The sequence below is a fragment of the Streptomyces sp. NPDC054866 genome, from assembly GCF_053610745.1.
Map to the genome: position 1 here is coordinate 1,538,447 of NZ_JBSGZA010000001.1, position 20,866 is coordinate 1,559,312.

Annotated in this window: 20 protein-coding genes; 8 read left to right on the top strand and 12 right to left on the bottom strand. The window is 71.5% G+C overall.

The window, feature by feature from the left end:
• Positions 1-10: 10 nt before the first annotated feature.
• From ACWGI2_RS06530 to ACWGI2_RS06545, 4 genes are all read right to left on the bottom strand, one after another.
• Positions 11-880, bottom strand: coding sequence for a glycoside hydrolase family 16 protein (locus ACWGI2_RS06530; RefSeq protein ID WP_453694339.1), 870 nt, complete (start codon positions 878-880; stop codon positions 11-13).
• 186 nt (positions 881-1,066) lie between these two features.
• Positions 1,067-3,412 (bottom strand): ATP-binding cassette domain-containing protein, encoded by a 2,346-nt coding sequence (locus ACWGI2_RS06535; RefSeq protein ID WP_453694340.1) that lies wholly within the window; start codon positions 3,410-3,412, stop codon positions 1,067-1,069.
• Between the two features lie 39 nt (positions 3,413-3,451).
• On the bottom strand, positions 3,452-4,453 hold the full coding sequence (locus ACWGI2_RS06540; protein ID WP_453694341.1) for an LLM class flavin-dependent oxidoreductase: 1,002 nt from the start codon (positions 4,451-4,453) through the stop codon (positions 3,452-3,454).
• Between the two features lie 116 nt (positions 4,454-4,569).
• On the bottom strand, positions 4,570-4,779 hold the full coding sequence (locus ACWGI2_RS06545; protein ID WP_453395982.1) for a winged helix-turn-helix transcriptional regulator: 210 nt from the start codon (positions 4,777-4,779) through the stop codon (positions 4,570-4,572).
• Between the two features lie 397 nt (positions 4,780-5,176).
• On the opposite strand from ACWGI2_RS06545, the gene ACWGI2_RS06550 reads away from it, so the two are divergent.
• Genes ACWGI2_RS06550 through ACWGI2_RS06565 form a run of 4 tightly spaced genes read left to right on the top strand, consistent with a single transcriptional unit; the run spans position 5,177 to position 8,817 of the window.
• Positions 5,177-6,022: a helix-turn-helix domain-containing protein gene (locus ACWGI2_RS06550; protein ID WP_453694342.1), complete on the top strand. Its 846-nt coding sequence runs from the start codon at positions 5,177-5,179 to the stop codon at positions 6,020-6,022.
• A complete protein-coding gene (locus ACWGI2_RS06555) occupies positions 6,019-6,816 on the top strand; it encodes an SAM-dependent methyltransferase (RefSeq protein ID WP_453694343.1) in 798 nt (265 codons plus the stop codon). Before ACWGI2_RS06550 ends, ACWGI2_RS06555 begins: the two co-directional genes overlap by 4 nt.
• A complete protein-coding gene (locus tag ACWGI2_RS06560) occupies positions 6,813-8,282 on the top strand; it encodes a helix-turn-helix domain-containing protein (RefSeq protein ID WP_453694344.1) in 1,470 nt (489 codons plus the stop codon). The genes ACWGI2_RS06555 and ACWGI2_RS06560 overlap by 4 nt, the downstream gene beginning before the upstream one ends.
• 46 nt (positions 8,283-8,328) lie before the next feature.
• Positions 8,329-8,817 carry a phosphatase domain-containing protein gene (locus ACWGI2_RS06565; protein WP_453694345.1) on the top strand — a complete coding sequence of 163 codons (489 nt, stop codon included), beginning with the start codon at positions 8,329-8,331 and terminating at the stop codon, positions 8,815-8,817.
• Between the two features lie 61 nt (positions 8,818-8,878).
• Here ACWGI2_RS06565 and ACWGI2_RS06570 read toward each other — a convergent pair whose 3' ends face one another.
• The gene (locus ACWGI2_RS06570) at positions 8,879-9,100 is read right to left on the bottom strand and encodes a dodecin (protein ID WP_160509111.1); all 222 of its coding nucleotides are present in this window, start codon (positions 9,098-9,100) and stop codon (positions 8,879-8,881) included.
• 269 nt (positions 9,101-9,369) lie between these two features.
• Between ACWGI2_RS06570 and ACWGI2_RS06575 the strand changes: the two genes are divergently transcribed.
• Positions 9,370-10,623 (top strand): extracellular solute-binding protein, encoded by a 1,254-nt coding sequence (locus tag ACWGI2_RS06575; protein WP_453694676.1) that lies wholly within the window; start codon positions 9,370-9,372, stop codon positions 10,621-10,623.
• Positions 10,624-10,760: 137 nt separating this feature from the next.
• Here ACWGI2_RS06575 and egtD read toward each other — a convergent pair whose 3' ends face one another.
• Genes egtD through egtA form a run of 4 tightly spaced genes read right to left on the bottom strand, consistent with a single transcriptional unit; the run spans position 10,761 to position 15,152 of the window.
• The gene (gene egtD / locus ACWGI2_RS06580; protein ID WP_453395987.1) at positions 10,761-11,723 is read right to left on the bottom strand and encodes an L-histidine N(alpha)-methyltransferase; all 963 of its coding nucleotides are present in this window, start codon (positions 11,721-11,723) and stop codon (positions 10,761-10,763) included.
• Positions 11,720-12,475: an ergothioneine biosynthesis protein EgtC gene (gene egtC, locus ACWGI2_RS06585; RefSeq protein WP_453694346.1), complete on the bottom strand. Its 756-nt coding sequence runs from the start codon at positions 12,473-12,475 to the stop codon at positions 11,720-11,722. The genes egtD and egtC overlap by 4 nt, the downstream gene beginning before the upstream one ends.
• Positions 12,475-13,803, bottom strand: coding sequence for an ergothioneine biosynthesis protein EgtB (egtB, locus tag ACWGI2_RS06590; protein WP_453694347.1), 1,329 nt, complete (start codon positions 13,801-13,803; stop codon positions 12,475-12,477). Before egtB ends, egtC begins: the two co-directional genes overlap by 1 nt.
• Positions 13,800-15,152 carry an ergothioneine biosynthesis glutamate--cysteine ligase EgtA gene (gene egtA, locus ACWGI2_RS06595; RefSeq protein ID WP_453694348.1) on the bottom strand — a complete coding sequence of 451 codons (1,353 nt, stop codon included), beginning with the start codon at positions 15,150-15,152 and terminating at the stop codon, positions 13,800-13,802. Before egtA ends, egtB begins: the two co-directional genes overlap by 4 nt.
• 249 nt (positions 15,153-15,401) lie before the next feature.
• Between egtA and ACWGI2_RS06600 the strand changes: the two genes are divergently transcribed.
• Positions 15,402-16,286 (top strand): TIGR02452 family protein, encoded by an 885-nt coding sequence (locus ACWGI2_RS06600; protein WP_453694349.1) that lies wholly within the window; start codon positions 15,402-15,404, stop codon positions 16,284-16,286.
• On the opposite strand, the gene ACWGI2_RS06605 is transcribed toward ACWGI2_RS06600, so the two are convergent.
• Positions 16,283-16,741: a type II toxin-antitoxin system PemK/MazF family toxin gene (locus ACWGI2_RS06605; protein ID WP_453395992.1), complete on the bottom strand. Its 459-nt coding sequence runs from the start codon at positions 16,739-16,741 to the stop codon at positions 16,283-16,285. The two genes, ACWGI2_RS06600 and ACWGI2_RS06605, sit on opposite strands and share 4 nt — an antisense overlap.
• Positions 16,742-16,987: 246 nt before the next feature.
• Here ACWGI2_RS06605 and ACWGI2_RS06610 point away from each other — a divergent pair, with 246 nt between their 5' ends.
• On the top strand, positions 16,988-17,629 hold the full coding sequence (locus ACWGI2_RS06610; RefSeq protein WP_453694350.1) for a hypothetical protein: 642 nt from the start codon (positions 16,988-16,990) through the stop codon (positions 17,627-17,629).
• Here ACWGI2_RS06610 and ACWGI2_RS06615 read toward each other — a convergent pair.
• Complete coding sequence (locus tag ACWGI2_RS06615) at positions 17,626-19,041, bottom strand: amidase (RefSeq protein WP_453694351.1); 1,416 nt, start codon at positions 19,039-19,041, stop codon at positions 17,626-17,628. The two genes, ACWGI2_RS06610 and ACWGI2_RS06615, sit on opposite strands and share 4 nt — an antisense overlap.
• A 182-nt stretch (positions 19,042-19,223) precedes the next feature.
• On the opposite strand from ACWGI2_RS06615, the gene ACWGI2_RS06620 reads away from it, so the two are divergent.
• Positions 19,224-20,288 carry a LacI family DNA-binding transcriptional regulator gene (locus ACWGI2_RS06620; protein ID WP_453694352.1) on the top strand — a complete coding sequence of 355 codons (1,065 nt, stop codon included), beginning with the start codon at positions 19,224-19,226 and terminating at the stop codon, positions 20,286-20,288.
• A gap of 61 nt (positions 20,289-20,349) precedes the next feature.
• Here ACWGI2_RS06620 and trxA read toward each other — a convergent pair whose 3' ends face one another.
• On the bottom strand, positions 20,350-20,739 hold the full coding sequence (trxA, locus tag ACWGI2_RS06625; RefSeq protein WP_160509119.1) for a thioredoxin: 390 nt from the start codon (positions 20,737-20,739) through the stop codon (positions 20,350-20,352).
• Positions 20,740-20,866 lie beyond the last annotated feature (127 nt).

Genomic DNA, 20,866 nt, shown 5'->3' on the forward strand with positions numbered 1-20,866 from the left:
CGCGTGCCGCCTAGTTGTTGGTGGACACGCGCACGTAGTCGACGACGAGCTGTTGCGGGAAGGCCGTGCTGCCGTCCGGGTCGCCGGGCCAGTAGCCGCCGACCGCGAGGTTGAGGATCAGGAAGAACGGCTTGTCGAAGACCCACTGCTTGCCGCCAAGGTCGGCCGGGGTGCGGGTCTGGTAGACGGTGCCGTCCACGGACCACGTGACCTTGTTCGGTGACCAGTCCACCGCGAAGGTGTGGAACTTGTCCGCGAACGCCTCGCCGCCGGGCAGGGTGTAGCCCGCGCCGATCCCGCCCGATCCCGAGTAGCCGGGGCCGTGCAGGGTGCCGTGGACCGTGCTCGGCTCGAAGCCGACGTTCTCCATGACGTCGATCTCGCCGCTCTGGGGCCAGCCCACGCTGCCGATGTCGGCGCCGAGCATCCAGAAGGCGGGCCACATGCCCTGTCCCCGCGGCACCTTCATGCGGGCCTCGACATGGCCGTACGTCTGCGTGAACTTGCCCGAGGTGTTCAGGCGGGCCGAGGTGTACTCGCAACGCCCGTACCAGCACTGGTAGTTGCCGGGGTTCTCCTTGCGGGCGGTGATGACCAGGTTGCCCTGGCCGTCGAGGGCGGCGTTCCTGTTGCCCGAGGTGTAGTACTGCCGCTCGTGGTTGTTGACGTTGTCGCCGGTCTCGATCTGCCACTTGCCGCCGTCGACCGCCGAGCCCGCGGGCCCGTTGAAGTCGTCGGTGAAGGTGGCGGCCGCGGCGGAACCGGCGGGGGAGGGGGCCGCCGACGCTCCGCCGGGCAGTCCGGCCAGGGCAGAGGCGCAGCAAGCCAGGGCGACCGTGGAGAGCGCCGCACGGCGGCGCCAAGAGGTGTGCACTGTCATCACATCGCTTCACGTGGGGGGGCGAGAGAGTGGGGGGTGCGAGGCGCTGGGAGAGTCTCAGGCCATGCGCATGACAATCAGGCATCGAGAACTGAACGCGACGAGCGATCAACCCCGACGCTTTGTTCAGTACTTGATTTAAGGCAGACTCCCGTGTGCCGTCAAGGAGTTGGTGTGTACCAAACCTCAGCGGCCCCCGCCGATCGCCCGCGCCAGATACGGCGCCGTCCGGCTGCCCTCGGCCTCCGCCACCACCCCGGGCGGCCCCGAAGCGACCACGCGACCGCCCTCGTCGCCGCCGCCCGGACCCATGTCGATCACCCAGTCCGCTCCGGCCACCACCGCCATGTCGTGCTCGACGACCACCACCGAGTGGCCCGCGTCGACCAGGCCGTGCAGCTGGCGCATCAGGACCTCGACGTCCGCCGGGTGGAGTCCGGTCGTCGGCTCGTCCAGGAGGTAGAGCGTGTGCCCGCGCCGGACCCGCTGCAACTCGCTTGCCAGCTTGATGCGTTGGGCCTCGCCGCCCGACAGCTCCGTCGCGGGCTGCCCCAGGCGCAGATAGCCGAGGCCCACGTCGAGCAGGGTCCGCAGACTGCGGGCCACGGCCGGGGTGTCCGCGAAGAACTCCGCCGCCGTCTCCACCGTCAGGTCGAGCACCTCGGCGATGTTCCGTCCCTGGTACGTCACTTCGAGGGTCTCGGGGTTGTAGCGTGCGCCTGCGCAGTCGGGGCACGGCGCGTACGTACTGGGCAGGAAGAGCAGCTCCACGCTCACGAACCCCTCGCCCTGGCAGGTCTCGCACCGCCCGCCCGCGACGTTGAACGAGAAGCGCCCCACCCCGTAACCGCGTGTCCGTGCCGCGTCCGTGGCCGCGAAGACCTTCCGTACGACGTCGAAGAGACCGGTGTACGTGGCCAGGTTCGAGCGGGGCGTGCGGCCGATCGGCTTCTGGTCGACGCACACCAGACGCCCCACGCCGTCAAGGTCCTCGGTGACCTCGCCGATGAGCGTGGACTTGCCCGAGCCGGATACGCCGGTGACGGCGGTGAAGGCGCCGAGCGGGAACTCGGCCGTCACGTCGCGCAGGTTGTGCCGGCTGACGGGGCCGACCTTGAGCCAGCCGCGCGGGGTGCGCACCTCGCGTGCGGGAGCGGGCTCGCGATCGAAGAGGAACCGGGCCGTAGCGGACTCCGTGACGCCCTCCAAGTCCGCCACCGGGCCGCTGTGCAGCACCTGCCCGCCGTGCTCGCCCGCCTCCGGCCCCACGTCGACGAGCCAGTCCGCGTGGCGCATGACGTCGAGATGGTGCTCCACGACGAAGACCGAGTTCCCCGATGCCTTGAGCCGGTCGAGGACGGTGAGCAGGGATTCCGTGTCCGCCGGGTGCAGACCGGCCGACGGTTCGTCCAGGACGTACACGACGCCGAAGAGCCCGGAGCGCAACTGTGTTGCCAGACGCAGCCGTTGGAGCTCACCCGTGGACAGGGTCGGCGTGGCGCGGTCCGGGCTCAGATAGCCGAGGCCGAGCTCGGTGATCGTGGCGATGCGGGCGAGGAGGTCGGCGGCAAGGACCCGGGCCGCCTCCGAACCCGCCGCGCTCTCCAGGGACTTGGCGAGCTCCGACAGGGGCAGCGCGGCGAGATCGGCGATCGTACGGCCCGCGAAGGTGACCGCCATCGCCTCCGGACGCAGCCTGCTGCCGCCGCACGCCGGGCAGTCGGCGCTCGCCAGGAACCGCTCGGCCTTGGTGCGCAGGGCCTGGCTCTTGGAGTCCGCGAACGTCTTCATCACATAGCGCCGTGCGCTCATGTACGTGCCCTGGTACGGGCGTTGAATGCGGCCCGCGTCCCGCACCGGGTGCACCGTGACCACCGGCTGCTCGTCCGTGAACAGGATCCAGTCCCGGTCCGCCTGAGGCAGCTCCCGCCAGGGCCTGTCGACGTCGTGGCCCAGGGCGTCGAGCACGTCGCGGAGGTTCTTGCCCTGCCAGGCGCCGGGCCAGGCCGCGATGGCGCCCTCGCGGATGGAGAGCGACGGATCGGGGACGAGGAGCTCCTCGGTCGTGCGGTGCACCCGGCCGAGGCCGTGGCACTCCGGGCAAGCCCCGGCGGCCGTGTTCGGCGAGAAGGCGTCCGAGTCGAGCCGCTCGGCGCCCTCGGGGTAGGTGCCGGCGCGGGAGAACAGCATGCGCAGGGAGTTCGAGAGGTTCGTGACGGTGCCCACCGAGGAGCGGGACGTGGGCGCCGAGCGGCGCTGCTGGAGCGAGACCGCGGGGGGAAGCCCGGTGATCTCCCCGACCTTCGGCGCCCCCACCTGGTGGATCAGCCGCCTGGCGTACGGGGCGACGGACTCGAAGTAGCGGCGCTGGGCCTCCGCGTAGACCGTCCCGAAGGCGAGCGACGACTTCCCCGAGCCCGACACCCCGGTGAAGACCGCGATGACGTCACGCGGGATGTCCACGTCGACGTTCCGGAGGTTGTGCTCGCGGGCACCCCGGACGCGTACGAACGGATCGTGGGGGCTGTGCATGGGGACTCCGTACGCGGCTCGGGGGCAAACCCCACGATTCTAGGTCCCGGCCAGACCCGCGACCCGGGCCAGGCGCCGGAAGGAGTCGAGCAGGCCCTCACGGTCGTACGTACTGGTCGTGACCAGCACTTCCTGTGCGCCGCTCTCCTTGATCAGCGTCTCCAGATCGTCGGCCACCTGCTCCTCCGTGCCGTGGATGTGACCGGCGAGACCGGATTCGTAGAAGCCGCGCTCCTTCTCGGTCATCCGCATCTCCGGCGACTCGACGCGCTCGGCCGGGGGCAGGGGCGGGAACGTGCCGTGGGTGCGTGAGTACGCCATCGACCAGGCTTCCGGTATCAGCAGGCGGCGGGCCTCCTCGGGCGTCCCGGCGACGGCGATCGTGCCCGAGACGACCACGTACGGCTCGCTCGACCAGACGGAGGGCCGGAAGGACGTGCGGTAGTGCTCGATGCCGCGGAGCATCTTCTCGCGGCTCTTGATGTCGCCGATGACCATCGGGAGCCCGGCCCGCGCGGCGATGGTGGCGCCCTCGCCGATGGCCAGGACGAACGGCGGGACGGTCATGCCTTCGGAGGGGCGGGCGTGCGCTCCGGTGTCCGACGTGCCGCGGAACCAGCCGAGGAGCTCGGTGAGCTGCGTCTCGAAGTCGTCGGCGTCGTGCTTGTCCCGGCCGAGGGCCTTGCGCACCCCGTCGGTGAACCCCACCGAGCGCCCGAGCCCCATGTCGATGCGACCGGGGAAGAGAGCTTCGAGAACTCCGAACTGCTCGGCGACGACGAGGGGTTGGTGGTTCGGCAGCATCACGCCGCCCGTGCCGACCCGGATCGTGCGCGTCGCGGCGGCGACGGCGGCGGCGAGGACGGTCGGCGCGGAGCCCGCGACGCCAGGCACCGCGTGGTGTTCCGACACCCACAGACGGTGGTATCCGAGCCCTTCGAGCTCCTGGGCCAGGCGCACGGTGTCGCGCAGGGCCTCGGGTCCTTCGTGCCCCTCGCGGGTGCGGGAGCGGTCGAGGACGGAGAACCGGGTCGCTTCCACGCGAGATCCCTTCGCCGGGTGGGGATCGCGTTCTGATCTCCTCCGTGCTCTCCATGATCCGTCACGTGCGGGCGGCGGGCAAAGTGATTTCGATCGCCGTGGAGGACCGGAGCCTGCTATTCCTCGGGCACTCTCTGCCGCAGCCCCTGCACCCGGGCCACGAGGGCGGAATGCGTCTCTGTCCACTCGGCGGCGGGCACCATGGCGGTCAGGAGCTCTCGGGCCGGCGGGGCGAGGCGGTACGTCGTGGCGTACGGGAAGCCCGCCGTCCGCTCGCGTTCGATGAGTTCTCCCTGGGCGAGGCGCTGCAGAGTCCGGCTCAGCATGCCTTCCTGGAGGTAATGGTGCGCATTTCCGGGCCAGTTGCTGACGGGGGTCTGCGCGCGAACCGTATTCAACAGTTCTGTGTACCGAAGTGGTCGGTCATTCAGGGCCACCAGGACATCCCAATGCCATTCACCGTTCAATAAGTGGAAAAGGTCATGGATTCGCTGGAGGTATCGCCCGCCGGTCGGCGGAAGTCCCGCGTGGACCGGTCGTCGCATTGTTTTTGATTTCAACTTACGTGCTCTCACGGATAGTTGATCATTCCTTCGCTCGGCCCGGTCCGGGTCTTTCGCCATATGGAATAGGAACATACAAAGGGTTGTGCGCAGCGATTGCAAGATGCACAGTGTGCACGGCCCACAAGTTGCGGTAAGTGCCGGAAGGGGGGAGGTGTTTGTGGCTCGCGAACGATCCGGCCGGACCGTCGCGCACCTGGTTCTCGCCACCCGGCTGAAAACTCTGCGTGAATCGGTGGGGCTGAGTTTCCAGCAGGCCGCCGAGGCTCTCGGCGCCCATCCGGCGACCGTCCGCCGTATCGAGCAGGCCCAGACATCTCTGGACGCGGGTCAGGTCTCCACGCTCCTTTCGGTGTACGGGGCAGGTGCGGCGGAGACCGAGGAATTCCTCGGGAAGCTGACGGCCGCCAACCGCCCCGGATGGTGGCATCCGTGGCGTGCCGTCATGGATGCCTGGCAGCTGGACCTGATGAGCGTGGAGTCCGCTGCCAGCATCATCCGCACCTGGCACCCGGCGCTCGTCCCCGCCCTGCTGCGCACCCCGGACTACTCCCGTGCCGTCGACGACGTCCTGCGCCCTGACCTGTCCCCCGCGGACAAGGACCGCAGGACGGAGTTCCTGATGGAGCGTCAAGACCGGTTGCGCGCACAGCAGACACGCATCTGGGCCCTGATGTCGGCCGCCGCCCTCCATACGCGGGTAGGGGGCGCGGAGGTCATGGCCGGGCAGAAGAAATCGCTCGGATCCGCCGCGGAGCGACCCGAGGTGACCTTGCAGATCCACCCCCTTGACGGGCCCGCGCACGCCCTGACGGGCAAGGCCCCGCTGACCGTGTACCGCGTCGAGGTGCCGGAGATCTCCGACCATGTGGTCCGGGAGGGAGGCCTGCCCGGCACGGCCGACGTCTGGGACGCGCACCAGACCGTGACGGCCCACCTCATGCTTCTTGACTACTCCTGCACCGCCGCGCCCCACCCCCACAAGTCGAAAGAGGAACTGGCGTGACCGAACCGACGAAACTGCCCCCGGAGATAGACACTTCCGTCGCGCACAGCGCGCGTGTCTGGAACTACTGGCTGGGCGGCAAGGACAACTTCCCCGCAGACCAGCAGGCCGGGGATGCCTACAGCGACAAGTACCCCCTGATCGAGCAGTTCGCCCGTGAGTCACGCGACTTCCTGCGGCGCACCGTCAGCCATCTGGCACGGGACGCCAAGATCCGGCAGTTCCTCGACCTGGGCGCAGGATTACCGACTGCCAACAACACCCATGAGGTCGCCCAGCGCATCGCCCCGGAATCGCGGGTGGTCTATGTGGACCACGATCCGCTCGTCCTGCTGCATGTGCACGCGATGCGTACGAGTACCCCTGAGGGCGCCACCGCCTATGTGCTCGCGGACATGCGCGACACGGACGCGGTCCTGCGGGGCGCTGCCGAGACGCTGGACATGACCCAGCCCGTCGCCCTGGTGATCAACGACGTCCTCGGCCACATCGTCGACTGGGACGACGCCCTTTCCCTCGTGCGCCGCCTGGTGGAGAAGCTTCCCTCGGGGAGCTATCTGGCCCTGAGCCACTCCACCGCATCGGACGAGGAACACCGCAAGGTCCAGGAGGAATACAACAACTCCGGTGCGATTCCCTACATCTTCCGCGAGCCGGAGGTGACGATCGCGTTCTTCGAGGGCCTCGAACTCGTCGAGCCCGGCTTCGTCTCCTGGCCCAACTGGCGGCCCGACGCCAATACGGACCGCACCACCGAGCGGGCGGGCTGGGGCGCCGTCGCACGGATTCCGTGACGGAGAGCAGTGCGGGCCGCGCGCAGGACCGCGCGCGGCCCGCGCCCGCCTCTCCCGACTCTCCCGCCGAGGACACCCCGTACAGGGTGGCGCGACGGCTCACCCATGCGGCGGGCCGCTCCGGCGCCGAGCTGATCGCCGAGGCCGCCACCCTGGCCGACGGCTGGGCCGCGCTGGTGAACCCCGTGACCGGCGCCGTCCACAGCCACCCGCACACCGCCGGGCCCGCGGCGGTGCGCGCCGCCGCGCACCCCCGGGCCCACCCGCAGCTGACCGTCCAGCAGGTGGCCGACACCGTCCTCGTCCTCGGCCCCGGTGAAGAGACGCCCGCACCGCACGCCGTCCTGATCGCGCAGATCACCGCGGACCTGCTGCTGGTGCGGGCCCGGCAGGCGGACGAGACGCGAGGTGCCGAGCAGCGGCTGCACAGCGCCGCGCTGCACCTGCTCCTGAGCGGCCGGCACCGTCTGGCCGCCGACGTGCTCGGAGGCAGCACCGCCACGCACGCCACGGTGTACCGGCTCACCGGGAGCAACGCACCCGCCGCCCACCAGGCCTTGTGGCGAGCGGCGCGGCCCGGCGCGTCCCTCGGCGACACCCGCATGCTGGTCAGCCTGGACGCGAAGGAACTGGCGGTCGTCGACCTCCACGGCGCCCGCGACGACCAGAGCGCCACGCTCGCGCTCCTGGCCCGGATCGCCGAGCGCCACCAGCTGACCGGGGGCGCGGCGGACCCCGCGCCCCTGGACATGCTCCCCACGGCGTGGGCCGAGGCCGGAGCCGTGCGGCAGAGCGCGCCCGTCGGACGCCTCGTGCCCCCGGCCGGCCTCGGGGCGCACGGGCTGCTCCGCGTCCTGCCCAGGGACCGGCTCGCCGCATGGTCCGCGGCCGTCCTCAAGACCTTGGACCGTGAGCAGCGCCGGACACTGGAGGCCTGGCTGCGGTCGGGCTCGGCCCAGGCCGCGGCACCGGCCCTTGACGTCTCCGAGGGCACGGTCCGCTCACGCCTGCGCGGCATCAGCGCTCTGCTCGCGGCCGACCTCGACCACCCCACGGTCCAGGCGCAACTGCTGCTGGCCCTGCGCGCCCCGGCGCCACCGGAGCCCGCACCCTCGTACGTACGCCTTCCCGCCTCGCCGCTGCCCCCTGACCTGCTCGGCTCCGATCAGGCCGAGCGCTGGGCGTCCGCCCTGCTCGCGCCGTTGGACACGCGGCTGCGCACCGCACTCGGGTGCTGGCTCAGACAGCGCGGCCGGACCGCTCCCGCCGCCGCCGAGCTGGGACTGCACCGGACCACCCTCACCGCCTGGCTGACCAAGTGCGGCCGGCTCCTGGGCCTGGACCTGTCGTCCGCGACCGTCAGGGCGGAGTTGCACCTGGCCGCCGAAACCATCGCGCCTCCTGGCGGCGAGGCCACCGCTTTGCCCCGTCGCGGGGGCAGAACCTATCGGGGGCCGGGGCGATAGCTCAGGGTCCCGGGTGGGCCGCAAGGGGATTGCCTACGCTGGGCGCGTGACGGACGACAGCAGGCCACTCGCCGTATTCGACCTGGACAACACCCTCGCGGACACCGCGCACCGGCAGCGCTTCCTGGAGCGCAAGCCGCGGGACTGGGCGGCCTTCTTCGCGGCGGCCCCGGACGACCCGCCGCTGGAGCGTGGCGTGGCACTCGCCCTGGAGAGCGCGGGGGAGTGCGAGGTCGTCTACCTCACGGGCAGGCCCGAGCGCTGCCGCAAGGACACCGTGGCGTGGCTCGCGGCCCAGGGGCTTCCGGAGGGGCGTGTCTGGATGCGCCGCAACGACGACCGGCGGCCCGCCCGCCGCACCAAGCTGGAGATCCTGCAGAAGATCTCCAGGTCCCGCGAGGTCCGGATGCTGGTGGACGACGACGAGCTGGTGTGCGACGAGGCCGAGCGGGCGGGCTTCAAGGTCGTACGGGCGCGCTGGGCGAGCACGTCCGCCGCGCTGAAGGACGCTCAGGAGCGTGAAGGGCGGACGTGACCGCTCAGCGGTGGCGGACCTCTCCGTGGTGCGAGAGGTCCGGCGCTTCAGTGGTGAGAGGTCAGGCGCTGTCGCCGTCCTCAAGGCGGAACCCGACCTTCAGGCCCACCTGGTAGTGCTCGATCTCGCCGTTCTCGATGTGGCCGCGCACCTGGGTGACCTCGAACCAGTCCAGCGAGCGCAGCGTCTGCGAGGCGCGGGCGATGCCGTTGCGGATGGCCTGGTCGACTCCCTCGTGCGAGGTGCCGACGATCTCGGTGACCCGATAGGTGTGGTCGGACATGAGGGTGTTCCTCTCCGCCGTGTGGTGACCTCACAGCTGTGGGGTGACGTCACTCCACCGTGCCCCACCACGCGGCGGTGCGCGAGGTGGTGAGCGAGAGGCGTCCGGCAATCTCCGATTCCGGTGCCGTTCCCCCTTGACCGACCCATTGGTACAGACCAAAATCCAGCCATACCCGTTCGAGCCGCCAGCTCACCCCCCGCGTCGGGCCGACCTTCCCTGTCCGCAGGAAGAAAGTGACCCACGTGAAACCGCGCCGCCGCGTCGCCATGTCCCTGTCCCTCGCCCTCGCCGTCACCGCGCTGCTCCCCGGATGCGGCGTCCTGCCGGGCGGGGAAGAGGAGAAGCGGACCGTCACCGTGTGGCTCATGCGGGGCAGCGCGTCGGCGGAGTTCATCAAGCGGTTCACCACGGACTTCGAGAAGCGCAACGGCGACATCGACCTGGAGATACGCCTCCAGGAGTGGACCGGCATCGGCGGCAAGGTCAAGGCCGCCCTCAAGTCCGATGACGGGCCCGACGTCATCGAGGTCGGCAACACCCAGGTCGCTCAGTACGTCGACGAGGGCGGGCTCTACGACCTCACCCTGGAGTCCGCGCGCGACCTCGGCATGAAGGACTGGCTGCCGGGCCTGGCCGAGCCGGGGCGCTACAACGGCGGCCAGTACGGCATCCCTTGGTACGCCGCCAACCGCGTCGTCATCTACAACAAGGACCTCTTCGCCCAGGCAGGCATCGAGCAGCCGCCGAAGACGCGGGCGCAGTGGATCGCCGACACGGAACGGCTCAACTCCGGTGGCCGGCAGGGAATTTACCTGGCGGGCCAGGACTGGTACACCCTGGCCGGCTTCATCTGGGACGAGGGCGGCGACCTCGCCAAGGAGGCCAAGGGGTCGCAAGGCGTGTGGGCGGGCAGCCTGCACACGCCGGCGGCGCTGCGGGGCATGGAGTTCTACCGGCAGTTGCAGGCCTTGGGCCAGGGCCCCCGCGACGCGGACGAGGAGCATCCGCCGCAGGCCGGGGTGTTCGCCAAGGGGGACGTGGCGCAGATCGTCGCCGTGCCCGGCACCGCGCGGGCCATCGAGGAGGAGAACCCCGAACTGAAGGGAAAACTCGGCTACTTCCCGATCCCGGGCAAGACGGCGGCGAAGCCGGGAGCCGTCTTCACCGGCGGATCCGACCTCGTGGTGCGCGGGAAGACGGAGGACCGCGCGGGCGCGGTCGCCGTGATCGGGGCGCTCGCGGGCAAGAAGTGGCAGGTGGACCTGGCCCGGACCATGAACTACGTGCCGAACAAGACGACTCTCGCCTCCGCCGTCTCGGGCGAGGAGGGTGTCGCCGCGATGGCAGCGGGCGCCGCGCGGGGCCGGGCGACACCCGCCTCGCCGAAGTGGGCGGCGGTGGAGGCGGACAACCCCATCAAGGCGTACATGTCCAAGGTCCTCACCGGGGGTGACCCGGCGACGGAGGCGAAGGCGGCCTCGCGCCGGATCACCCGGGAGCTGGACGTCAGCGGGCCGTGATCATTCCCCGATCCCGCCCCGGGCCGCTTCGTCAAACGCCGGACGGGCTGGATTTCAGCCCGTCCGGCGTTTGAGGACGAACTCGGCGAAGCCGGTGATCAACGGTGCGCCCGGCTGGCAGAGCCGAAGACGCCCCCTTACCCCGCCACACTCAGCGAAAGCGCAAACCGTGCCCTCTCGTCCGTCCACCAGTGGGTCAGCTTCAGGTCGGCCGCGGCCAGCTCGGCCCGTACTCCCTCCTCCCGGAACTTCGCCGAGATCTCGGTGCGCATCTCCTCGTGGCGTTCGAAGTCGACCGCCAGGTCGAGCGCCGGGATCTTCACCGTCTGCGCCACCAGGGAGCGCAGGCGCATCTCGATCCACTCGTGCTCGCGGTCCCAGACGGCCACGTGCGAGAACGCGTCGGGGTCGAAGTCCGCGCCGAGCTCGCGGTTGATCACGGCCATGACGTTCTTGTTGAAGGAGGCCGTGACGCCCGAACCGTCGTCGTACGCAGAGACGAGCACCGACTCGTCCTTCACCAGGTCCGTGCCGAGCAGCAGCGCGTCACCGGGAGAGAGCAGGGTGCGCACCGACGCCAGGAACGCCGAGCGCTCCGCGGGCAGCAGGTTGCCGATCGTGCCGCCCAGGAAGGCGACGAGCCGCGGGCCCGGTGTGCCCGGCAGGGCGAGACCGCGGGTGAAGTCGGCGATCAGGGCGTGCACGTTGAGGGAGGGGCGTGAGGCGATCAGGGTGTTCGCGGCGCCGGTGAGCGCGCTCTCGCTCACGTCCACGGGGACGTACGTGTGCAGGTCCGCTAGCGCGTCGATCAGGTGGCGGGTCTTCTCCGAAGAGCCCGAGCCCAGCTCGATCAGGGTGCGCGCGCCCGTCGCCCCGGCGATCTCCACGGCGCGCGTCTGGAGGATCTCGCGCTCGGCGCGCGTCGGGTAGTACTCCGGGAGCGTGGTGATCTCGTCGAAGAGCGCGCTGCCCCGCGCGTCGTAGAACCACTTGGGCGGCAGTGTCTTGGGGTTACCGGTCAGGCCGTGCAGGACGTCGGCGCGCAGGGCGGCATCGGTGGCGTCCACGGGCAGGGTGCGGGTCAGCTGGAACGGGCTCACGCGGTGGGCTCCTTGAGCGGGGTCAGCAGGACATCGGTACGGCTGGCGGCGAGCAGCGTGTGGTCGGGCACCTGGCGCCAGTGCGGATCGTCGTCGTAGGGCTCGGAGGCCACGACGGTGCGGCGGCCCGGTTCGGAGAGATACCAGAGGGTGTCGCCCCAGGCGGTCGCGGCGATCGTCTCGCCGTTGGTGAGCAGCAGGTTGAGGCGTGAGCCGGGGGCCGCCTCGGCGACCTCGACCACGGTGTCGGCGAGGGCCTGGCCCTCGTCGTCGCCGCTGCGCAGCCGGTGCAGGACGAGCGCCCACACCAGCGCGGAGTCGCAGCGCGCCTCCATGGACAGGAGGTCCGCGGGCGGCAGGAGGCGGGACACAGCGGCCAGCGAGTGGGGCCAGCCCGTGACCGCGCCGTTGTGGCTGAACAGCCAGGTCCCGGCGGCGAACGGCGCCGCCGCGGCCTCACCGTCCGCGCCCGCCTCGGTCGCGTCGCGCACCGCGGCGAGCACGGCACCGGACCGGACGACCCGGGCGAGGTCCGCGAAGGACTGGTCGCCCCAGATCGGCCCGGAGCGGCGGTAGCGCGCGGGCGCCGGGTCGCCGTCGGCGTACCAGCCGACGCCGAATCCATCGGCGTTGACCGTGCCGTAGCGCTGCTGCCGAGGCGCCCATGATTGGCGGAACAGGCTGTGCAAGGGGTCCACGAGGAGCTTGCCGAGGGGCTCCTCAGGGCCCAGGAACGCCAGGTGACGGCACATCAGACGGCCTCCGTCGGGCCCGCGTCGCGCGCGGTGCGGAACCCGGAGAAGATCTGCCGCCGGACCGGATGGTCCCAGTTGCGGAACGTGCCACGGCACGCCACCTCGTCCACGGAGAACGCCCCGCCGCGCAGCACCTTGTAGTCGCCGCCGAAGAAGACGTCCGAGTACTCGCGGTACGGGAAGGGGGCGAACCCCGGATAGGGCAGGAAGTCGCTCGACGTCCACTCCCACACGTCGCCGATCAACTGGCGTACCCCGAGCGGCGATTCGCCGGCCGGATAGCTGCCCGCGGGGGCAGGGCGAAGATGGCGCTGCCCCAGATTCGCGCGCTCTGGTGTGGGATCCGTGTCGCCCCACGGGTAGCGCATCGAGCGGTCGGTCGCCGGGTCGTGCCGGGCGGCCTTCTCCCACTCCTCCTCGCTGGGCAGCCGCCGGCCCGCCCACCTGGCGTACGCGTCCGCCTCGTACCAACTGACGTGCAGCACCGGCTCGTCGGGCGGCACTGCCTCGACCGTCCCGAAGTGGCGGCGCAGCCACTGGCCTCCCTCGCGGCGCCAGAACAGCGGCGCCGAGAGGCCGTTGCCGCGGACCATGTCCCAGCCCGCGGGGGCCCACCACCGCTGCTCCTCATAGCCGCCGTCGGCGATGAAGCGCTGGTAGTCGGCGTTGGTCACCGGCGTCGTGTCGATGAAGAACGGCGGCACGAGGCGGTGGTGCGCAGGACGTTCGTTGTCCAGCGCCCAGGGCTCGGTGGAGGTGCCCATCGTGAACGGGCCTCCTGGTACGAGGACTTCGGCCGGGCCCTTGAACGGGGGCGCGGGAGCGGGGTCCGGCGCCTTCAGTGCCGTGGGGCCCGAGCGCAGCTGATGGGTGATCAGCATCGTCTCGTCGTGCTGCTGTTCATGCTGCGCGATCATGCCGAACGCGAAGCCCGCGTCGGTCAGCGGCGAACCGCGGAACGGCGTGCTCTCCAGGACGTCGAGGGCGCGTCCGCGCACCTCGGCCGCGTAACGGCGGGCCTCGGCGGGCGCGAGCAGCGGCAGGCTCGGCCGCTCGGACCGGGGGTGCTCGAAGGCGTCGTACAGGCCGTCGATCTCGGGCCGCATGGCGTCACGGCCCGCCACCGCCCGCAGCAGCCACATCTCCTCCTGGTTGCCGATGTGCGCCAGGTCCCAGACCAGCGGCGACATCAACGGCGAGTGCTGTGCGGTCAGTTCGGGTTCCTCGACGCACGTGGTGAGGAGCGAGGTGCGGTCCCTGGCGGCGAGCAGCGCCGCCAGGGCGCGCTGCCGGAGCGCATCGGGGTCGCTGACGGTTCCGGTCATCGGAGGATGCCCTTCTCGTGCTCGTGGTCGTAGTGATGGCCGTCCAGGTGCCCGTCGAGCAGGTCGTCCGCCGGGCAGCGGCCCCGCGCGACATACCGCTCGGCGTACGCGGCGACGGCTTCCCGCACCTCGGCGCTCGCGCCCATCCGGGGCAGCGCGTCGGCAGCCGCCGCGAAACACGCGGTCGCGGCCTCGCGCAGCTCCGCGTCGGCGAGCCCGTGCCGCGCCGCGTCCAGCCACAGCGGGCTGCGCGGCGCCGCGGGAGCGCCCGGCGGGCACGCGCGCTCGGCCAGCGGCTTCACGGTGCGGTAGGCGGTCTCGGCGGCCTGCGGGTCGTCGAACAGCGCGCTCGTCACGGCGAGCGGCACGATCCAGCCGCTGTGGCCCGGCTGGGCGTCGACCATCCGCAGCTCCAGGTGGCCGCGCGGGCGTACGGGCGGGAAGAGGGTGGTCAGGTGGTAGTCGAGATCGTCGCGGGTCGGCGGGCGCGGCCCGCCCGAGCGGGCCCAGGAGCGGAAGGTGAGCCCCTCCGGGACGGCCCAGGGCGCGTCCTGACCGGTGTCCTCGCCGCCCTCGCCCGTGAGGTCTCTGATGAACATCACCGGTGCGTCCAGCGCGTGCCGTGTCCAGGCCGCGCGTGGCTCCGCGTCCATCGAGGGGGCGCCGGACGTGCCCGGATCGATAGACGCCCACACGGCCTGCCGTGTGGAGCGCCAGCCGGTGGAACGCCCGTCCTGGACCGGAGAGTTGGCGAACGCCGCGACAAGGACGGGGCCAAGGAGATGCGCGAGCCGCCAGCGCCGTCCGTAGCCGAGCGGACCCGGCTCCTCGTGCCCCGCGTCCAGGCAGATCTGCACGGACGCCGTGGAGCACATCATGCGGCGGCCGGCCGGTCCCGTGCGGTCGAGATAGCGCTCCATCGCGTCATAGCGCGGCCGGTGCAGGATGCGGGACGGCGGGCGCCACGGATCGGCACCGAGACCGGTGAGCGTCAGATCCAGGGTGGCGAGTCGATCACGTACGAGGGAGAGATCGGCCGATACGGCGGATACGCACTCCATGAGCGAGGCGGCGGGGAGCGAGCTGAGCTCCAGCTGGCCGCCTGGTTCGACGGTGATCAGAGAGTGCAGGGGCAGGGCCCGCAGTGCGGCGTAGGCCGCTTCGAGGCGGGCGGGGGACACGGGCAGATGGAGCCTGTTCGGCTCGTGGATCAGCCATTCCAGTTCGACACCGGTGACGCGGGGTGGCCCGGTCTTGAAGCAGATGCCGGTGACCAGCGCCTCCGCTTCGGACTCGGATACCGCGGTGCCGTACTTCGCGCGGTACGTCGTACAGTCGCCCTCGGGCATGCAGGGGTCCTCCTGTTCAAGTTCTGCCTGGTCCAGCGGTTGTGGACCACCCGGTCAACTCGATATGGGATGGACCGAGTTGGCAGCGCTCGTCCCACCCAAGACCAGGTCGGCCATTCGCACAAGAGTGCCCCTGGGGTCGAGTCGATGCCAGGGAATTCTGTTGCGGCGGGCGACGGGAAGAGCTCACCATGCGTTCATGTGTGAGACGGGGGACAGGGCGGCGGACGCCGGGTCGGGGGAGCGGGCATGAGTGCGCGACTGCGCGGCATCGCGCAGCAGACCGAGGAGATCGTGGCGGCTGGGCGGTACGCCGCTCCGGGTGGCCGCGAGGTGGTGATCGCGGATGCGGTGGACGCCGCGCGCTCCGGCACGCGGATGTTCGGTCCGGCGGCCCTGTACGTGACTCCCGTGACTTCCGTGACTTCCGTGACGCCGCCCGAGGTGACCTCCACGGTAGTCGAGGTCACCGGCGAGAGCAGCTTGGAGGCCGCGCGCCGCCTGACGGACGCGGAAGGGGGCCCGGTGGCCGCCTTGAACTTCTCCTCCGCACGCAACCCCGGCGGCGGCTATCTGAACGGCGCCCAGGCACAGGAGGAGGCGCTGTGCCGGGCCTCGGCGCTGTATACGTGCGTGCGGTCGGCCCGTGAGTTCTACGACCACCACCGCGCCCACCGCGACCCCTTCTACAGCGACCGCGTGATCCACTCCCCGGCCGTGCCGGTATTCCGCGACGACCGGGGCCAGCTCCTCGACGCGGCGTACAGGGTCGGTTTCCTGACCTCGGCGGCGCCGAACGCGGGCGTCGTGCTGCGCCAGGCCCCCGAGCGCGTCGCGGAGCTTCCGACCGCCCTGGCCCGGCGCGCGGAGCGGGTCCTGGAGACCGCCGTCGTCTGCGGCTACCGGCGGCTCGTGCTCGGTGCGTGGGGCTGCGGGGTCTTCCAGAACGACCCCGCCCAGGTGGCGGACGCGTTCCGGGGGCTCCTCGACGAAGGCGGCCGGTTCCACGGGTACTTCGAGCACATAGTTTTCGGGGTGCTCGACCGTACGCGCGGCGCGGTGACGCGGGCCGCCTTCGAGGAGACGTTCGGCGCGGGGTTCAAGGGCGCCGCTCGTGCTGCCCAGCGGGGCTAACGCCAGCCGTAGCGCTCCTGGAGCCGCCGTACGACCAGATTGAACCGCATCCGGTCGAGCGCGCACGCCTCGCGCCGCATGCCCGCGTCGTGCACCCGTAGCACCCGGTCGATGGCGACCCATGACTCCCGGCCCTCACGGTCCCAGGGACCGCTGCCGATCGGCACCCAGTCGCGATCGTCGGCGTGCTGCTTGCTGGAGAGCTGCACGGCGAGCAGCGTGCCGCGCGCCTCGCGGGCGACGACCAGGACGGGACGGTCCTTGCCGCGCCCGTCGTTCTCCTCGTAGGGCACCCACGTCCAGACGATCTCGCCGGGGTCGGGATCGCCGTCGTGGGCGGGGGCGTACGTCGTCTGTACCCGGCCGACCTCGCGGGGCTCGGCCTCGGTGGTCGCGGTGCGGCCCGTGCGGCCCGGGTGCGCGGACATCTGCGGGTCATCGGTGTTGGCAGTCACGCGGGCCACCGTAGAACCTGTCCGGCCCAACCCGCGGGGCGGGTCCGTCAGATGCCCCGCAGGCTCGGTCCATGGCGATCGACGACACCTCAGCCGGGCCCGGGGCACCGCGGTCCTCGCCCTCTGCAGCACAGCACTTGCCCCCACGCTCCCGCAGCTTCCCCACCCCGCCGCCGCGCTCGGCCTCCGGATGGCTCCCCTACTGGGACCAGGAAGCCGCGTACAAGAAGGCCCTGAGCCAAGGTCGTGCCGACGGTCATGGAGCGGATGCCGCCCGGAGCGCTCGCGGCCGTCGTCACCGACAAGACCCGCCGCGCGGAGCACATCGAGGAGCTTCTGCGGATCGTCCGCAGCCGCGCGTACGACGGCATCGACCTGGACTACGAGAGCATCGCGCCCACCGGCGACTCCGTCTACAAGAAGGTGAGCGCGGGGTACGCGACGATGGTCGGCGACCGGTTGCGCGTCATGGCCTACGACCAGCACTGGGCCGAGGGCTCACCGGGCCCCTTGTCGTCCCCCGCCTGGTACGACGAGATCCTGCGCCGCGCCACCGCCGAAGTCCCGGCCGCCAAGCTGGAGATGGGCCTGCCCGGCTACGGCTGGGACTGGCAGGTCGGCAGCCGCGACCGCGCCAGGCACGTCACCTGGAAGGAAGCGGAGGCCCTGCGCCGCCGGATCGGCGCGCCCTACCGCATCGACCCGAAGTCGAGCACGCCCCACTTCACGTACACGGAAGGCGGCAAGCGCCGCACCGTCTGGTACCAGGACGCACGCGGCACCGCGGCGCACCTGCCCGTCCTGCGGAAGTACGGCGTCCGCCACACCGTCCTGTGGGCCATCGGCTTCGAGGACCCGGCGCTGTGGCGGACGCTGGCCACCGGCTAAGCGGCTTCGGGCCACTGCTCGTACCAGCGCTGGTCCGCCTCCAGCTGCGCGGCAAGGGAGATCAGCAGCGGCTCGCTGCCCTCGGGCCCGAGCAGCTGCGCGCCGACCGGGAGGCCGCCGTCCGCCTTGCCCGCGGGCACGTTGACGCCGGGCCAGCCGAGGACGTTCCACGTCCACGCGTAGGGGCAGGCGGCGATCATGGCCTGGTCGGTGCGCCAGCCGCTGAGGGCGGCCATGGTGCCGATCCGGGGCGGGGGAGTGGCGGTGGTGGGCGTGAGGACGACGTCGTACGTCGAGAAGATCGCCCCGACACGGCGGTGCAGGGCGGCTTCGGCGCGGCGGGCGAGACGCAGCGGGGCGCCGCCGAGCACGCGCCCCAGACGGGCCGCCTCCTTGGTCCGCGGGTCGAGCAGGTGCGGGTCGGGGATCTCGCGGGCCCAGTCGGTGATGCCCGCCGTGGCGCGCGGCACGAAGTCCAGGCCGATCTGGCCGTAGCGCGGGTCGGCCTCCTCCACGTCATGGCCGAGCGAGGCGAGCCGGTCCGCCAGGACCATCACCTTCCGGCGCACCACGGGATGCAGCCGCTTGGGGGTCGCGGTGAACGGCATGCGCAGGGAGAGAGCGATCCGCAGCCGCCCCGGTTCGCGGGTCGCCGCGTCCGTGGCGCTGATGGCGGACGGTTTGTGCAGGTCACCGCTGTGGTTGCCGCTCGCCGCGTCGAGCAGCAGGGCCGCGTCGGCGACGGTCCTCGCGAGGGGGCCGTTGACGGTGATGCCGTTGAAGGACTCGGGCCAGGGCCAGGTCGATATGCGGCCGCGCTGCGGCTTGATCCCGACGAGATGGGTCCAGGCCGCGGGGATGCGCACCGAGCCCGCGCCGTCGGAGCCGAGCGCGGCGGGGACCAGGCCCGCGGCGACCGCGGCCGCCGAGCCGCCCGACGAACCGCCGGGGGTGTGGTCGGTGTGCCACGGGTTGCGGGTGTCACCGAAGCCGGGGCCCTCCGTGAAGGGCCACTGCCCCAGCTCACAGGTGTTGGTCTTGCCGACGATCACGGCTCCGGCCGCCCGCAGCCGGCGTACCGACTCGGCGTCCTCCTTCTTCGGCGGGAAGTCACCCCGGCAGCCGAACGCGGTCGGCTCGCCCGCTATGTCGGTGTCGTCCTTCACGGCGAGCGGCACGCCGAGCAGCGGACGCCCCTGGGACCGCCCCGCCCCGCCGGACGCCAACTCCCGGTCGGCGGCGTCCGCTTCGGCGAGCGCGGCCTCGGCCCGGACCAGCTTGAAGGCGTTGAGCACGGGCTGTGAGGCCTCGATCCGCGCCAGTGTCCGCTCGGTCAGCTCACGTGCGGTCACTTCTCCGTCGGTCAGCGCGCGAGCGGTGCGCGCGAGGCCATCAGCACGGTCGACTGTCATGTGGGGGCACCTTTGATCGACGGGCAGGTGCACGCACGCTAACCGGCGTGGGAGGAACGCGGTACGTGTGCAGGGCAGTTCGCGCCGCGCACGGCATCCTGCGGAAGCCGAGGCACAGGTCGGGGGCGCCGCGCCGCCCGCCGGGGAGCGTTCCCGCGCCGTCTGGAAAGATGAGTCCTGCCATGGTGCAGATACCGAACAAGAGTGCACATCAGCAGACGCAGCAGTCCGCGCCGCAGTCCGCGCAGTACTCCGTGCCGACCAGCGCCGACGTGGCGCGTCTGGCGGGAGTCTCGCGCGCGACCGTCTCGTACGTCCTGAACAACACGAGCGCCGTCCGCATCAGCGAGCCCACCCGCCGCCGCGTGCACGAGGCGGCCAAGGAACTGGGGTACGTCCCGCACGCCGCGGCCCGCAGCCTGCGCGCCGGGCACACCCGTGTGGTCCTGATGCCCACGCCGCAGATCCCGGCGGGCCCGCTCTTCAGCGAGTTCTTCAACGAGCTGCAGTGGGCGCTCAGCCGCTTCGACTACACCGTCGTGCAGTACGGCAGCCTCGGCCTGACCGGCGAGGAGGCGGCCCGCGCCTGGGCCGAGCTGCGCCCGGTGGCGGTCCTCGCCCCCGACGCGTCGGGGCTCGGCGCGCGCGGTGTGAGCGTCCTGAAGCGCTCAGGTGCCAAGGCCGTCTTCACGATCGGCCCGCAGCGGGCCGAGGGCGCCCACGCCCTGCTCATGGACCAGCGTCTGGTGGGACAGTGCGCCGCCGCCCACCTCCTGGAGCGCGGCAGCCGGCACATCGGCGTCGTGATCCCCGAGGAGCGGGGCCTCGAGCCCTTCGCGCGCCCGCGCGCCGAAGGCATCCGCAGCGCCGTCGCACAGCACGGCACGGACGCCACGGCGACCGAGCTGCCCCTTGCCTACGACGAGGAGTCCGCGGCCCGGCTCGCGGCGCGCTGGCGCACGCTGGGGGTCGACGGAGTGTTCACGTACAACGACGAGTACGCGATGCTGCTGATGCGGGCGCTGCAGGACGAAGGCATCGCCGTCCCCGAGGAGACGGCGATGATCGGCGCCGACGACTTGATGCTCGGCAGGCTCCTGCGGCCGCGGCTCAGCACGGTCCGCATCGAGCTGCCGTCGGGTCAGAAGCTCGCGGAGCTCGTCGACCGGGTCGTGCGTGACCCGGGCATGGAGCCCGAGGTGCACGACGTGCTCGGTGCGAGCGCGGTGCACCGCGAGTCCAGCTGACCCTTCTGCCTGTGGGCTCTGCCTGAGGCTTTCGTGGTTTGTGGGGGTTGTGGGGGCTTCCTTACTGCTCCTGCGCCTGAGCCTTGGCCTGCTCCTCGGCGACGGACTGGCGGACCTCGTCCATGTCCAGCTTCCTGGCCTGCCCGATGACGTCCTCCAGGGCCTCCCCGGGCAGTGCGCCGGGCTGCGCGAACACGGCCACCTGATCGCGGACGATCATCAGCGTCGGGATCGACTGGATGCCGAAGGCCTGAGCGAGCTCAGGCTGCGCCTCCGTGTCCACCTTGCCGAAGACCATGTCGGGATTGGCCTCGGCGGCCTTCTCGTAGACGGGCGCGAACGACCGGCACGGACCGCACCACTCCGCCCAGAAGTCGATCAGGACGAATTCGTTGTCCGTGACCGTCTGGTCGAAGTTCTCCTTGGTGAGCTCCACAGTCGTGCTGCTCATGGTGTTTCCCTCTTCCTGCTGTCGGTCGAAGCCGCTGTGCACAACGGCCCGGGCGGCAGACGTATTCCACGCGCTCACCCGTGCTCGTTCCGCGCGCGTACCCATGTGGCCACGTCGCACACCTGCG

What these genes read in the sequence shown, in the direction of transcription:
- trxA (WP_160509119.1), bottom strand. Translation starts at nt 20,739, where the DNA reads ATGAGCAGCACGACTGTGGAGCTCACCAAGGAGAACTTCGACCAGACG.
- ACWGI2_RS06600 (WP_453694349.1), top strand. Translation starts at nt 15,402, where the DNA reads ATGAGTGCGCGACTGCGCGGCATCGCGCAGCAGACCGAGGAGATCGTG.
- ACWGI2_RS06570 (WP_160509111.1), bottom strand. Translation starts at nt 9,100, where the DNA reads ATGTCCGACCACACCTATCGGGTCACCGAGATCGTCGGCACCTCGCAC.
- ACWGI2_RS06530 (WP_453694339.1), bottom strand. Translation starts at nt 880, where the DNA reads ATGACAGTGCACACCTCTTGGCGCCGCCGTGCGGCGCTCTCCACGGTC.
- ACWGI2_RS06535 (WP_453694340.1), bottom strand. Translation starts at nt 3,412, where the DNA reads ATGCACAGCCCCCACGATCCGTTCGTACGCGTCCGGGGTGCCCGCGAG.
- egtC (WP_453694346.1), bottom strand. Translation starts at nt 12,475, where the DNA reads ATGTGCCGTCACCTGGCGTTCCTGGGCCCTGAGGAGCCCCTCGGCAAG.
- ACWGI2_RS06545 (WP_453395982.1), bottom strand. Translation starts at nt 4,779, where the DNA reads ATGCTGAGCCGGACTCTGCAGCGCCTCGCCCAGGGAGAACTCATCGAA.
- egtB (WP_453694347.1), bottom strand. Translation starts at nt 13,803, where the DNA reads ATGACCGGAACCGTCAGCGACCCCGATGCGCTCCGGCAGCGCGCCCTG.
- ACWGI2_RS06575 (WP_453694676.1), top strand. Translation starts at nt 9,370, where the DNA reads ATGTCCCTGTCCCTCGCCCTCGCCGTCACCGCGCTGCTCCCCGGATGC.
- ACWGI2_RS06615 (WP_453694351.1), bottom strand. Translation starts at nt 19,041, where the DNA reads ATGACAGTCGACCGTGCTGATGGCCTCGCGCGCACCGCTCGCGCGCTG.
- egtA (WP_453694348.1), bottom strand. Translation starts at nt 15,152, where the DNA reads ATGCCCGAGGGCGACTGTACGACGTACCGCGCGAAGTACGGCACCGCG.
- ACWGI2_RS06620 (WP_453694352.1), top strand. Translation starts at nt 19,224, where the DNA reads ATGGTGCAGATACCGAACAAGAGTGCACATCAGCAGACGCAGCAGTCC.